We start from the raw sequence: 14,702 nt of genomic DNA on the forward strand, positions 1-14,702 counted from the left end.
TTTTTTTAAAACCATTAAGTGATTTAAGAAAATTAAGTATGAATCTGAAGGAAACTTAATATCTTAATGGTTAAATTTTTTGCGTATTTATAATTTCAAAAAGTTTAATAATAATCGTTCGCCAACACTAGATGATTTTTCAGGATGAAATTGTGTAGCATAGAAATTATCCTTTTGCATCGAAGCACTAAACGGAACGATATAATCGCAAACCGCTGTGGTTTCTTCACTTATTTCGGCATAAAAACTGTGTACAAAATAGAAATTTTCATCGGCTGAAATTCCGTTATACAATTCAGAATTTAACTTTGAAATGTTATTCCAACCCATGTGTGGCACTTTTAATTTGGGTTCAAATTTCTTTACAGTTGCTTCAAAAATTCCTAAACATTCTGTGTTGCCTTCTTCTGAAAATTGGCACATCAACTGTTGCCCAAGGCAAATTCCTAGAACTGGTTGTTTGAGGTTTTTTATGACTTCATCCAAACCTTTTTCTTTAAGATAATTCATCGCCGAACTAGCTTCGCCAACACCAGGAAAAATCACTTTTTCGGCTAACTTCAAAATCGTTTCATCATCGGTAACAATGCACGAATAACCCAATCGTTCGATGGCATTTTTCACCGAAGTGATGTTGCCTGCGTTATATTTTACAATAGCTATCATAATATTCCTTTGGTGCTTGGTATGCCGTTTGTACCGTCTTTTTGAACTGCCATTTTGATCGCTTTCGCAAATGCTTTGAAAATAGCTTCTATTTTGTGGTGCTCGTTTTCGCCCTCACATTTAATATTCAAATTGCATTTGGCACCATCGCAAAACGATTTGAAAAAGTGCGAGAACATTTCGGTGGGCATTTCTCCAATTTTTTCTCTGTTGAATTTGGCATTCCAAACCAACCAAGAACGACCACCAAAATCTAAAGCAACTTGCGACAAACAATCATCCATTGGAAGTAAAAATCCATAACGTGTAATGCCCTTTTTAGAACCCAATGCTTGCGCAAAAACATCACCCAAAGCAATTCCGACATCTTCAATCGTGTGGTGTTCGTCTACATACAAATCACCTTTTACGTTGATGTTCAAATCGATGTTTCCGTGTTTAGCAATTTGGTCTAACATGTGATCAAAAAAACCTAAACCGGTGCTGATGTTGCTTTTTCCGTTACCATCTAAATTGATTTCGACAGCAATTTCGGTTTCTTTAGTTTTTCTAATTAATTCAGCTACTCGTGGTTGTTCCTTTAAAAATTGATATATTTTTTCCCAAGAAGTCGTTGATAAAACCGCTCGTTCATTGGCTGTAGCCGAAATAAAAATCGCCTGACTTCCTAAGTTTTCTGCTAGTTGAATATCGGTAATTCTATCACCAATAACGAACGAGTTTTTCAAATCGTAATTGCCTTTGATGTACTGTTGCAATAATGCCGTTCCAGGTTTTCTAGTTGGCAAATTTTGCTCTGGAAAAGACACATCAATAATCACATCCGAAAATTGAATGCCCTCGTTTTCGAAAGCTTTGATCATCTTATTTTGTGCTGGCCAAAACGTATTTTCCGGAAACGAATTAGTTCCCATTCCGTCTTGATTGGTCACTATAACCAACTCATAATCCAATTCTTTAGCAATGCGTGACAAATACTGAAAAACTTCGGGATAGAACTCCAATTTTTCCAAACTATCAACTTGTAAATCAATTGGCGGTTCGATGATTAACGTGCCATCTCTATCTATAAATAATACTTTTTTCATGATGTAACTAATTGAAGTGCATAAATTAATTGTTGGTTTTCTCTTGGTGTTCCGATGGTAATTCGAATGGTGTTTTCAACTACCGAACTTCGATTGCGTGTGATGATTTGTTGTTCGATTAAACTATTGTAAATGGCAGTGGCATTTTCCATTTCGACTAGTAAAAAATTGGCATCTGAAGGATAAATTTTAGTCACAAAATCCAATGCTAAAAGTGATTGTTTCAATATTTCTCGTTCAGAAATAATAAGTTGTATTTTCGATTTAAAATCATCATCACTAGCTAGTGATTTTACCGCTGCTTCTTGGTTTAACTGACTGACATTATACGGCGGTTTTACTTTATTTATCATCGAAATAATGGTCTCGTTGGCATAAGCAATTCCAATACGAACTGCCGCTAAACCTCGAGCTTTACTAAAAGTTTGTGAAACTATTAAATTTGGAAATTGTTTGATTTTGGAAACCAAAGAAGGTTGTTCACTAAAGTCAATATAAGCTTCGTCTAAAAACACAATTCCGTTGAAATTTTCAATGATGTATTCTAGATTTTCTAATGAATTTCCAGTTGGATTGTTGGGCGAACACAAGTACAAAACTTTGGCATTTTGCGCTAAAATTGCTTCCGAATTCAACTGAAAATCTTCGGTTAGTGGAATGGAAATAATTTCTAGATTATTAATATTTCCGTAAACTTCATACATGCCATACGTTGGCGGACAAATGATTATTTTATCTTCGTTGGGTTCGCAAAAAACACGCTGGACTAAATCAATAATTTCATCACTTCCATTTCCAATTAATATGTTTTCAATTCCGACTTTTTTCTGACTGCTTAAAATTTGCTTCAAGCGCCATTGGTATGGATCAGGATAACGATTTAAATTTCCAAACGGATTTTCATTGGCATCCAAAAAGATACCTTGATTGCTTTTGTACTCGTCGCGCGCACTCGAATAAGGCGTAAGCGAGAGAATATTTTTTCGAATTAAATTGGTGATATTATCCATTTTGTATTTTTTTTAATCGGATGGAAACGGCGTTTTTGTGTGCGTCTAATTGTTCGGCTGCAGCCATAATTTCGATAGTTGGTCCGAGGTTTTGTATGCCTTGCGAAGTCAGTTTTTGAATCGTAATTTTCTTTACAAAACTGTCTAATGAAACGCCGCTGTAATTTTTAGCATAACCATTTGTCGGTAAAGTGTGATTGGTTCCGCTGGCGTAATCTCCGGCACTTTCGCAACTATAATTTCCGATGAAAATCGAACCAGCATTTTCGATTAAATTGATTTTATCTTCAGCATTTTCAATAGCCAAAATCAAATGTTCTGGTGCGTAAAAATTACTGAATTCAATTGCTATTTGAATGTCTTCAAATATTATAGCACGACTGTTTTCTAATGCTTTTTCAACGGTGGCTTGACGTGGTAAAATAGCTTTCTGATTTTCGATTGCTTCACTAACTTTAGATACAATTTCTTGTGAATTTGTAACTAAAATTACTTGACTATCACCACCATGTTCGGCTTGTGAAAGTAAATCGGAAGCTACGAATTCTGGATCACAACTTGAGTCGGCAATTACTAATAACTCACTTGGTCCAGCTGGCATATCGATAGCTAATCCTAATTGTTGCGCATATTGTTTTGCAGCCGTCACGTATTGATTTCCTGGTCCGAATATTTTGGAAACTTTCGGAATTTCATCGGTTCCAAAAGTTAATGCTGCAATTGCTTGAATACCTCCAACTTTATACATTTGCGTTACGCCTGTCAATTGTGCTGCATATAAAATTGCTGGATTGATGTTGCCGTTTTTATCTGGTGGTGAACATAGAATTATGTTCTTGCAACCTGCTAATTTTGCTGGAATTGCCAACATTAAAACGGTTGAAAAAAGTGGCGCCGTTCCGCCAGGAATATAAATTCCGATGGTATCGATGGCACGACTTTCTCTCCAACAAAAAACTCCTGGAGTAGTTTCAATTTTGGTCGGAATTTCTTTTTGAGAACTGTGAAATTTCGAAATATTATCTGCGGCAACTTGAATAGCGTTTTTCAATTCGGATGGAATTTGGGCAACCGCATTTTCAATTTCTGATGCAGTTACTGCGAAATTTTCTATCGATACGCCATCAAAATAACTCGTGTATTTTTTTACGGCTTTGCTTCCGTTTTTTTGAATGTCATTAAAAACAGCTTTCACGGTTTCTTTTAAATCGGCTGTGGCAACGGTTTTGCGTTTTGCTAATTCATTCCATTGTTCTGCATTTGGATTTATGTAAGTTTTCATATTAAATTAAAGTTTAGATTTTTTTGTCATTTCGACGAAGGAGAAATCACATAATGTGAGTAACTAATGTGATTCTTCGTTCCTCAGAATGACAAAAAGCTTCTATTATCGAATCATTTTTTCTATCGGAATAATCAAAATTCCTTCGGCTCCGAGATTTTTGAGTTGTTCAATAATTTCCCAATAATCGTCTTCTTTGATAACCGAATGTAAACTGCTCCAATCTTTGTTGACTAGTGGTAAAATAGTTGGTGATTTCATTCCGGGTAATAACGAACAAATTTTTTCGATGGCTGAATTGGGTGCATTTAGCAAAATATATTTGTTCTGTTTTCCTTGACGAACGGCTTGCATTCGGAACAATAATTTATCTAAAATAGCTTGATTTTCTGGTGTTAGATTTGGATTTGAAATTAAAACGGCTTCGCTTTTAGTAACGGTTGCAACTTCTTTTAAACCATTCATTAAAAGAGTACTTCCGGTGCTAACAATATCAAAAACAGCATCGGCTAGACCAATACTTGTAGCGATTTCTACACTTCCGCTGATTTCTTCGATAAAAACTGAAATGTTGTTTTTTGTGAAAAAGTCAGTTAGAATTTTAGGATAACTTGTGGCAATTCGCTTGCCTTCGAAATAATTTAAATCGGTATAAACCTCATCTTTCGGGATTGCTAATGACATTCGGCAACCAGCAAAACCTAATTGTTGGATGATTTTAACTTCTTTGTCTTTTTCCCACACTTCATTTTCGCCAAGAATTCCGATATCGGCAACGCCTTGTTCTACATATTGTGGAATATCGTCATCACGCAAGAATAAAATTTCGACTGGAAAGTTTTGGGCAACCGCTTTTAGTTTTCGTTCGCCATTAGAAATTTTGATACCGCATTCTTCTAGAAGTTGTAGTGATTTTTCACTCAGTCGGCCACTTTTTTGAACTGCAATTTTTAAAGTACTCATTTTTTAATTTTGGATAAAATCTGAATGTACTGCGAAGGGCTGAAAAACAAAAAACCGTCTAAGTACACTCAGACGGTTTTTAATTATGTTGATTTGATTAGATACAATACATCATTAACTCGCCTGGTTGCAAGAATGATGATGATGTAATTGTGCAATAATCGTGTTCATTGTTTTATTTTGATGGGACAAAACTAGACATAACTTTTTTAAGAAATGGTGTTTTTTATAAAGTTTAACATTTGTAGAAGTATTCATTAACTAAATAATCTTCCCAATAATGCTCTTACAAAAAGTCCTTTCGGGCATTTCCAAATCACTTGTAAATCTTCCCAAAACGAGGTTTCTTCATCTAAAAATTTGAAAATTAAGGTTGGATTTCCTTTTTTAAATAAAGCCGAAAACACGGTTGAACCTAAGTCATTTCTTCGGAATAAAACATCAATAAAGAGTAAATCATACAACCAAAACTTATCTTTTTTATGGAATTTTCTAAAATCGGTTTCTTTCGATAAAAATTGAATTAATGCTTTTGATTTTTTTATGGTATTGGCAAAAGTATATCCAGTGCTGGCTTTTGTCCATCCACCAGCAGAACCAATATTGACAATGTTTTTAGTGTTGTGTTTCCAGAAAGCATAACATGTCATTGGGATGTTTCCTTGTTCTTTTTCGATGATTTTGTAGTTAGTAATTCCTAGTTTTTTGATGTAATCTTGAATTTCGTTTTCGTATGCTGATTTAGTAAGCAAGTCTTTTGAAAACAAAGTATATTCCAATAAAGCTTCAGTTTCGGAAGTTGGCAAGACATACATAAATCGGGTATTTCCTTTTTGTTCCACAGAAAAATCCATAAAAGTTGCCTTGGCTGGAATGAAAACTTTTTCTTCGGATTGTATAAACCAACCGATAAAATGCTGTTGCAACAACGGATATTTCGATTGATTTTTTACAATTTGTGGGTTGTAAATAGAATTAAAAATCTTGTTGCAAGTATAGTTCTGCGTTTCTGTTTTTACCACACAATGATTGCCAAGTTCTTCAAAATCAATTACTTTTTCGTTTGCAAATCGGATATTTTTTTGCTTTGAAATTAAATCGAAAACCAGATTGTAAAAATCCAATCCGCGAATCATTTTATATTTATTCGGATGCAAATCTAAATCTCTTCGAAAGTTTTCATCAGCAAAAAGTGCCACATCCCATTTTTTGGATACTATTTCATCAAAAGATTGTTTCTCATCCCAAAAACACCAAGTTCTGTCGTTGTTTTTTTTTGGGTTTTGATCAAGTATTAGAATGGATTTATCGTTAAATTTTTTTGATAAAATCATTTCATAAACCGTCATCAATGCGGATAAACCTGAACCTGTAAATATGTAATGATAGTGTTGCATGGTTCAAAAATAAGCAATCTAAAGGAATTTGAAATCAAACAAATGTTAATCAATATGATATCGAAATCCTAGAAAAAATCGAATTCCTTGATTTGGTCCATAAGCATAGGTTGGATCAAATGTCAAACCATATGGATTATCAGCAGTTGGAACCGCATTTCCATTCATATCAAATTGTACATTTTGATCAAACGGATCATTGGCACGGGCAATTAAAAACGGATTTCCACGATTGGGTGTCCAATCAAAAAGATTTTTTACACCCGAATAAATTTCTAAATCGTGAATTTTTTTATATGTGATTTGAATATTCTGAATGCTGAACGGAAGCGAATATTCACGTCTTGGATCGAGTTCACCTAGCAAAGGTAAACGCATACTTCCAGTGAGATTTCCTGTGTAATCAAACGATATAAACCAATTTGGAATTTCATAGTTTATTGCCCAATTTAAAGTATATTTTTCGGTGAAAAGCGGCGTGAATTTTCGGTTGTCTTGCCTCGTTTTGGCATCAAAAAAACTGGCGCCAACGATTGCTTTTAACCCAAAAGGCGTAATCCAATCGGCATTAGTGCTTAGTCCGAAAATTTTGGAATAACCGTTCAAATTATCGTAAACAATTTGATTGGGATTGACATCATAATCGGCAAAAATCTTGTTGGTAAAATAGGTATGCCAAGCTGAAAATTCAAGATTGATGATGCCAGAATTATTCAAAACATATTTTTTTAAGTAATTCAAATTCAAATTATAGGATGTTTCAGGCTTTAGATTTTCGGTTAAAATTACTTCTCGCGAACCCGATAAAGCTTGATGATCTTCGGTAAATAAATTTACAATTCTAAAACCGGTTCCAAAGTTCAATCGCAAAATATCATTGGTGGTTGGTTTCCATTTTACAGCCAATCTTGGAGTAAAAATCGAACCGTGAGCCGAATTATAATCGTATCGTGAACCCAATAAAATACTCGATTTTTCAGAAAATTGAATTTCGTCTTGAGCAAACAAGCTATAAATTTCGGACGAATTACTCGAATTGGTTGCTGGCGTATTGTCGTTGTAATATTGATATCGAAACGCTGCGCCAAAAAGCAACGAATGATTTTTCAGGTTTTTATCCCAAAGGTATTGTCCGAATGCAATTTTTTGATTGGCGAGATAAAACGAATTCCCATACACCGAATTTTGGTCGTGACCAATGAATGAAAATTGAAGAAACATTTTTTCAGCTGTTGGCAATTGATATCTTCCTAAAAGTTCCCAACGTGAAGTGTAAATGCTTTCGGCATAAATTTCGCTTCCACCTCGAAAACTTTTATTCCATTGCATTTCGCCGCCCCAACGATCTTCATATAAATAGCGTGAAACTAGACTAAATTCTTTTTCTGATTTTCGGTTGAAGTTCCATTTACTAAAAACAGACACGCGGTTTTGCAGCGACATATCTGTAAAATTATCATTGTTGTTGTCAATTGGATGATTGTAATTGAAATAATTAATGCCGATTAGAGCATCCAAATTTTTACCAAAAGATGCTCTGTAGCCCAAATCGATATTGTTTTCGAGCCAAGAAGTTGAGAAAACATCTGCAGTAAATTGCGGAACAGCTTTTGGTCTTTTGGTAATGATGTTAATCAATCCGCCAACGGCTTCGCTACCGTATAAAGTGGAAGCAGCACCTTTTATGACTTCAATTCTTTCTATCATCGAATTTGGAATTCCAGACAAACCATAAACGCTTCCCAACGCACTAACAATCGGCATTCCGTCAATCGTTACCATTGTATATGGACCATCAAGTCCGTTAATTCTAATGTCGCCAGTATTGCAAACATTGCAGTTGTTTTGTGGACGCAAGCCGTTTACATTTTGCAAAGCATCAAATACATTCGAAGTTGGATTTTGTTTTAAAAAAGTTGCCGTAATAACTTCCACTGGAACAGGATTTTCCAATCTTTTTACCGCTTTCAAAGTGCCAGAAATAACCACTTCTTCGAGTTGGTTTTCAGTTTTATTAGGAATGGTGTCGTTCTCTTGGGAATATCCAAAAAAAGTCAAAAGCAACAGAAATATCCATGTGTTTTTCATCTATCAAAATAAAAATTTAGACAAAACTAAAAATAATATTTATAAATGCAAAAATATAATTCTATATTTGTCTTAAATAAATTTTACGATGACCATTTCAGAAGAGAATTACATTAAAGTTATTTATCATCTATCACAAGTTTCACCAAAAGGAGTGAATACCAATGCTATTGCCGGAATGCTAGATACCAAAGCCTCTTCGGTTACCGATATGTTGAAAAAACTTTCAGACAAAGATTTAGTTTCCTATCAAAAGTATCAAGGTGTTACCTTAACTGAAAATGGTTTTCGTTCTGCCAAAATGATTGTGCGGAAGCACCGTTTGTGGGAAGTTTTTTTGGTAGAAAAATTGGGTTTCGCTTGGGATGAAGTTCATGATATTGCCGAAGAATTGGAACACATAAAATCGGAAACTTTGATTAATAAATTGGATGAATACTTGGATTTTCCTGCGTTTGATCCGCATGGCGATCCAATTCCTGATGTTAATGGAGTGATTAAAAAAGTAAACAAATTGTTGCTCTCAGAAGTAGAATTACGCAAAGAATACCAATGTGTTGGTGTAAAACATTCTTCATCTGAATTTTTGCAATATCTTGACAAACAAAAAATTGCATTAGGTTCAAAAATCATTGTCAAAGAGAAAGAAAGTTTTGATGATACTTTACTTGTCGAAGTCAATTCAAAAGAAATTACGATATCCAATAAAATTGCTAATAACTTATACGTTCACTAATTATGTTTGAAACAATAATAGACTATTTCGAAAGTATAAATCCGGTTTTGGCTGCATTGTATGCTACTTTATTTACATGGTTTTTAACGGCACTTGGAGCGTCATTTGTGTTCTTTTTCAAAAATATGAACCGCGTTGTTCTTGATGGAATGCTTGGTTTTACTGGTGGCGTAATGGTTGCTGCTAGTTTTTGGAGTTTGTTAGCGCCAGCCATTGAAATGAGTAAAGGTGAAGGTTTTGTAAAAGTAATTCCTGCTGCAGTTGGGTTTTTAATGGGCGCACTTTTCATTTTTGCATTAGACAAAACATTACCTCATTTACACATCAATTTCAAAGAAACAGAAGGAATAAAATCGCCTTGGCAACGTACAACTTTACTCGTTTTAGCGATTACTTTACATAATATCCCCGAAGGTTTGGCGGTTGGAGTTTTGTTTGGTGGTGTTGCTGCAGGCATTCCCGAAGCATCGATTGCTGGAGCAGTGACTTTGGCAATTGGAATTGGAATTCAAAATTTTCCAGAAGGAATTGCGGTTTCAATGCCGTTGCGACGAATGGGAATGAGCCGAAGAAAGAGTTTTATGTACGGACAAGCATCAGCTATTGTTGAGCCAATTGCAGGAGTTTTAGGTGCGGTTGCTGTGATGTTCTTTATTCCAATCTTACCTTATGCTTTGGCCTTTGCCGCTGGCGCGATGATATTTGTAGTTGTTGAAGAAGTAATTCCCGAAACGCAACAAGACAAAAATACCGATATTGCAACTCTCGGATTTATCGGCGGATTTATTGTAATGATGACGTTGGATGTAGCTTTGGGTTAGTGACAACCGCAATCGGTATCACATTTTCCTTTTTTGCTTTTAGGTTTAATAACAAATTTTCTAAGTAGAAAAACGATTGCTACTGCCAAAACTATATAAACCAAAATTTCTTGAAAATCCATAATACAAAAGTAAAAAGGTTCTCCTATTTTGAGAACCTTTATTTGTTAAAGTTTAGCACCAACTGAAATGTAAAATGTTCTGCCTTCTCCTGGCAAAATTCCTGGTCCAGGATAACCGCCAGCTCTACGAGTAGCATAATCTTCATTAAATAAATTATTAATTCCAGCTCTAATGTTGTAATTATTTAAGAATTTATATTCTGTTGATAAATCAAATACGCTGTATTTGTCTAGCAAACCTGTAACACCGTTTGCTGAAGGTGCTATAGTATTGTTTGCATCGGTAAAAATTCTTCCAGACATTTTATACTGAGCTGTAGCCGAAATATTGTTATTGCTCCAAGAAATTCCAAAGTTGTGAATGTATCTTGGTGCATTTTCTACTCTATTTCCAGATAAATTGGTTTCAGATATTGTTATGTTTGGTGTCGTTCCCGAAGTAGTATATATTGAAAAATCTGAGTATCTACTATCGATGAAACTTACTGTTGCAAAAGCATCTAAGTTTCCATAAGGCTTTTCTATTTCAAATAATTTGGTAACGTTTACATTGAAAAATCCTTCAATTCCTTTATTTACGGTTTCACCTAGATTTGTTCTATAAATAAATGTTCCCTGTGTTGAATCATTATTTATAAATTGTCTAACTCCTCCAATTCTGTTGTTATAACTTAAATAAAATAAACTAAAATCAAAGTTTAAAAAGTTTTTATAAGTTCCTCTAAAACCTAAATCTGCATTGAACCCATTTGCATCTTCTAATTTTGGATCAATTACATCAGTTACCGCTGGAGGTGTTAAATCTGAAAACAATACTGGTCTGTATGCCTGAGTTATATTAGCATAAATATTCGTCGTTCTGAACTTATATTCTAGTCCAAGTCCAAATAATGGTTGGCTTCTTGAAATGGTTTTGTTTGGAAAAATCACATCATTTCCGCTACTAATTCCAAATCTTCCTTCTCCAGTGTTTTTTATATATTCGTAACGAACCCCAGGAGTTACACTGAATTTTTCGCTAACTTTAAATTGATTTTCAGCGAAAACGGCAATATTCTCTGTGGTAAAATCTAAATCACGAGCAAATTTACCATCGATTGATAAATCAAAATCGGAACCTGTTGTTCCTCGACCTTCTTGAGCACGTCTTGTATCAGCTTTGTATAAACGAACACCGAAGGCAAGATTATTGTCAATTTTACCTAATTTATATTTGAAAATATTCCGATTTTCTATTCCATAATTTTCATAAAAATCCCTGTCAACTCTCCTATTTGCATAATCATTAGTTGCAGGATTAATAATATCTTCTACATTTGGTGTAGCCGTAAAACCAACGCTATTTCGCTCTCCAATAAGTCCAAAAAACTTTGTATTGGAGGTAAAACGTTCACTAATTTTTGTATCAAAATTGACTGAAATCACATTCCAAGGTGTTCCAAACCAATTTCGTTCTCTCGACGATTGTCTTGAGTTATCATTAAATTGCTCATCTGTTAAACCTCCAGCTTGTTGCATAGAATAATCCATATTGGTATATTCTGCGGAAACTTTTGTGTTTTTTGTAAAACGATATTCCACAAAAGCATGTGTGTTTCTTACTGTATATTCACTATTTTTTCTCCAACCATCAGCACTTCTAGAATGATTGTAAACATAATAAGAAAACTTTTCAAAATTTCCACCAATAGCATTGTAGCTACTCATTAATCCATAACTTCCAACGGTGTTTTGTGTTTCAAAAGAAAATTTCTTTTTAGTTTCTCTTTTTAATTTATAGTTTAACATTCCTCCAAATTGTGGACCAAACTGTAAAGATGAACCACCACGAACCAATTCAATCGTTTCAACTGCCTCTAAAGGTGGATTGTAATAGGCTTCTGGATAGCCAAAAACATCAGATGAAATATCGTAACCGTTTTGCCTAGTATTTAACTCCCAACTTCTGTTAGGGCTTAAACCACGTACACCAACGTTGATTTGAATTCCTGAACCTTCGTTTTCCCAAATAGTAACTCCTGGAACTCTTGAAAAAATTTCTCTTGCATTATTAGTGGTGAAATTTCCATTGATATTAGAAAGTTTCAGTACTTCGTTTTTCTTCCCTGAAAATAGAATATTTTCTTTTATTTCAGGCATTCTTTCAGGGCTTTGTTGTTTTGCTGTAACAACTACTTGAGAAAGTTTTTTAATAGTATCATTAAATGCTAAATCATTTTCTTGAGCACAAATAACTAAACTAAAACTGGCGAATAATAGCGATAAAGTAAATTTCATTTTTATTTAGATTAAATCTATGCTGCAAAAATACTATCTAATATTTATTTAGACAAATTATAAATAATAAAAATTTAATCTGTTTTGTAATGAATTGATAATCAAAATAAAATTTAAAATATTTAACTTTTGTTTAGTTATTTCAAAAGCTGATAAGCAACAAAAGCGGTGAAATAAGCAAATCCGCTCATGAAAATAAGTTGAAATATTGGCCATTTCCAAGAATTAGTTTCTTTTTTTACAATAGCTAAAGTTGAAATACATTGCATGGCAAAAGCATAAAAAAGTAGTAACGAAACGCCTGTTGCAAAATTAAAAATTTTGGTTCCATCAGCACGAACCTCAGCATTCATGCGGTTTTTTATAGTAGCCTCTTCTTCACTTTGACTACCTACGCTATATATTGTTGCTAATGTTCCAACAAAAACTTCTCGAGCTGCAAATGATGTTACAACTGCTATTCCAATTTTCCAATCATAACCAAGTGGTTGGATTGTTGGTTCGATAAATTTTCCAGCATAACCAATATAGGAATGCTCCAATTTATACTCTGCTACTCTATCTGAAATTAGCGTTGGATTTATATTGTTTGTGCTAGAATACAACTCTTTTTCAATAATTTTTTCAGCATTCTTAAATTTATCGTTTGGACCATGAGAAGCCAAAAACCAAAGTATTACAGATAATGCTAAAATTATTTTTCCTGCTCCAAAAACAAACGATTTGGTTTTTTCTATTACATTAATTACAATGTTTTTAAATAATGGGATTTTATAGCTTGGCATTTCAACTACAAAATAAGATTTGGTTGAAATTTTCAACGTTTTGTTTAAAACAAAAGCTGAAAAAATAGCCATTCCAAAACCTAAAAGGTACAGTATCATTAAAGTTGCTCCCTGTAAACTAAATATCCCGAACAATCTTTTTTCAGGAATAATTAAAGCAATTAAAATAGCATAAACCGGCAATCGTGCAGAACAAGTTATAAATGGAGTTACTAAAATAGTGATTAGTCTTTCTTTCCAGTTTTCAATGTTTCTAGCACTCATAATGGCTGGAATTGAACAAGCTGTTCCCGAAATTAATGGAACTACACTTTTTCCAGAAAGACCAAATTTTCGCATTATTTTATCCATCAAAAAAACCACTCGACTCATATAACCGCTTTCTTCTAAAATGGAAATGAAAAGAAATAAAATTGCGATTTGTGGAATAAAAATAACAACTCCACCTATTCCGGGAATGATTCCCTCAGCAATTAAATCTGTAAAAATGCCAGCTGGAAGTTGCTCTTTTGTATAAGAGGCGAAATTTGCAAAAGTACTATCAATAAAATCCATTGGAATACTGGACCAATCAAAAATAGATTGAAAAATCAAAAATAATATTCCGAAGAAAATCAGATAACCATATATTTTATGAGTAAGTACTTTATCTAATTTTGCGCGAATATCAGTGGCTTTTTCAGTGTCAATTTTTAAACCAATTTTGAGCGTTTCATTAATAAATTGATACCGTTTTATAGTTTCTTTTTGTTGAAGTTTTTTTAATTCAGCTTGCGTTTTTGTGTATGCATTCCTGATTTCATTTCGGTCTAAGTTAGCAAAATTAACGTCTTGCGTAATAACCAACCATAATTTATACAACAATTGATTTGGAAAAGTATTTCGTAACTTGTTAAAATATTCAACATCAATGCTCGAAGCATTTAAACAAGGTTCAGAAGATATGTTTTTATAATTACTAATCGTTTCTTTCAAAACATCTATTCCAATATTTTTCCTCGCACTTACCAAAACAATTTTAGTTTTAAGTTGTTCTTCTAAATGAGCTATATCAAGAGAAATTCCCTTAATTTTCATTCTATCAGACATATTAATGACTAAAATTGTTGGTATTTCTAAGTCTTTAATTTGAGTAAAAAGTAATAAATTCCGTTTTAGGTTTTCAACATCAGTAACGACAACGGCAACATCAGGATAGAGTTTATCATTTTTGTTTAAAAGCAATTCGATAACTACATTTTCATCCATCGAACTAGCGTTTAAACTATATGTTCCAGGTAAATCTAAAATGTTTGCTTTTATATTATTGGGTAATTTACAAAAACCTAATTTTTTATCCACCGTAATTCCCGGATAGTTTCCTACTTGTTGATTTAACCCAGTAAGGTGATTAAAAACTGAAGTTTTTCCTGTATTTGGATTGCCTATCAAGGCTACATTGATTTGTTGAATACTCATGTAATTTTT

Annotated in this window: 12 protein-coding genes; 2 read left to right on the forward strand and 10 right to left on the reverse strand. The window is 33.6% G+C overall.

The window, feature by feature from the left end; translation table 11 throughout:
• Positions 1–87: 87 nt before the first annotated feature.
• The 7 genes from hisH to BC748_RS04180 form a co-directional block, all read right to left on the reverse strand.
• The gene (hisH, locus tag BC748_RS04150) at positions 88–666 is read right to left on the reverse strand and encodes an imidazole glycerol phosphate synthase subunit HisH (protein ID WP_133532213.1); all 579 of its coding nucleotides are present in this window, start codon (positions 664–666) and stop codon (positions 88–90) included.
• The gene (hisB, locus tag BC748_RS04155) at positions 663–1,754 is read right to left on the reverse strand and encodes a bifunctional histidinol-phosphatase/imidazoleglycerol-phosphate dehydratase HisB (protein ID WP_133532214.1); all 1,092 of its coding nucleotides are present in this window, start codon (positions 1,752–1,754) and stop codon (positions 663–665) included. Before hisB ends, hisH begins: the two co-directional genes overlap by 4 nt.
• Entirely contained in the window at positions 1,751–2,764 is a 1,014-nt protein-coding gene (gene hisC, locus BC748_RS04160) for a histidinol-phosphate transaminase (RefSeq protein WP_133532215.1), read from the reverse strand. The genes hisB and hisC overlap by 4 nt, the downstream gene beginning before the upstream one ends.
• Positions 2,757–4,046 (reverse strand): histidinol dehydrogenase, encoded by a 1,290-nt coding sequence (hisD, locus tag BC748_RS04165; RefSeq protein ID WP_133532216.1) that lies wholly within the window; start codon positions 4,044–4,046, stop codon positions 2,757–2,759. Before hisD ends, hisC begins: the two co-directional genes overlap by 8 nt.
• Positions 4,047–4,151: 105 nt before the next feature.
• Complete coding sequence (gene hisG, locus BC748_RS04170) at positions 4,152–5,009, reverse strand: ATP phosphoribosyltransferase (protein ID WP_133532217.1); 858 nt, start codon at positions 5,007–5,009, stop codon at positions 4,152–4,154.
• Positions 5,010–5,266: 257 nt separating this feature from the next.
• Complete coding sequence (locus BC748_RS04175) at positions 5,267–6,406, reverse strand: lycopene cyclase family protein (protein ID WP_133532218.1); 1,140 nt, start codon at positions 6,404–6,406, stop codon at positions 5,267–5,269.
• A gap of 45 nt (positions 6,407–6,451) precedes the next feature.
• Positions 6,452–8,494 carry a TonB-dependent receptor plug domain-containing protein gene (locus tag BC748_RS04180; RefSeq protein ID WP_133532219.1) on the reverse strand — a complete coding sequence of 681 codons (2,043 nt, stop codon included), beginning with the start codon at positions 8,492–8,494 and terminating at the stop codon, positions 6,452–6,454.
• Positions 8,495–8,582: 88 nt separating this feature from the next.
• On the opposite strand from BC748_RS04180, the gene BC748_RS04185 reads away from it, so the two are divergent.
• A complete protein-coding gene (locus tag BC748_RS04185) occupies positions 8,583–9,230 on the forward strand; it encodes a metal-dependent transcriptional regulator (protein ID WP_133532220.1) in 648 nt (215 codons plus the stop codon).
• A 2-nt stretch (positions 9,231–9,232) separates the two neighbouring features.
• Positions 9,233–10,051: a ZIP family metal transporter gene (locus tag BC748_RS04190; RefSeq protein ID WP_133532221.1), complete on the forward strand. Its 819-nt coding sequence runs from the start codon at positions 9,233–9,235 to the stop codon at positions 10,049–10,051.
• Here BC748_RS04190 and BC748_RS04195 read toward each other — a convergent pair.
• The 3 genes from BC748_RS04195 to feoB all read right to left on the reverse strand — a co-directional run bounded on the left by BC748_RS04195 (position 10,048) and on the right by feoB (position 14,693).
• Positions 10,048–10,173, reverse strand: a complete 126-nt coding sequence (locus BC748_RS04195; RefSeq protein WP_133532222.1) for a FeoB-associated Cys-rich membrane protein — start codon at positions 10,171–10,173, stop codon at positions 10,048–10,050. The two genes, BC748_RS04190 and BC748_RS04195, sit on opposite strands and share 4 nt — an antisense overlap.
• A 45-nt stretch (positions 10,174–10,218) precedes the next feature.
• Complete coding sequence (locus tag BC748_RS04200; protein WP_133532223.1) at positions 10,219–12,450, reverse strand: TonB-dependent receptor family protein; 2,232 nt, start codon at positions 12,448–12,450, stop codon at positions 10,219–10,221.
• Between the two features lie 137 nt (positions 12,451–12,587).
• The gene (gene feoB / locus BC748_RS04205; protein ID WP_133532224.1) at positions 12,588–14,693 is read right to left on the reverse strand and encodes a ferrous iron transport protein B; all 2,106 of its coding nucleotides are present in this window, start codon (positions 14,691–14,693) and stop codon (positions 12,588–12,590) included.
• Positions 14,694–14,702 lie beyond the last annotated feature (9 nt).

The organism is Flavobacterium dankookense, from assembly GCF_004362665.1.
Lineage (GTDB): Bacteria > Bacteroidota > Bacteroidia > Flavobacteriales > Flavobacteriaceae > Flavobacterium > Flavobacterium dankookense.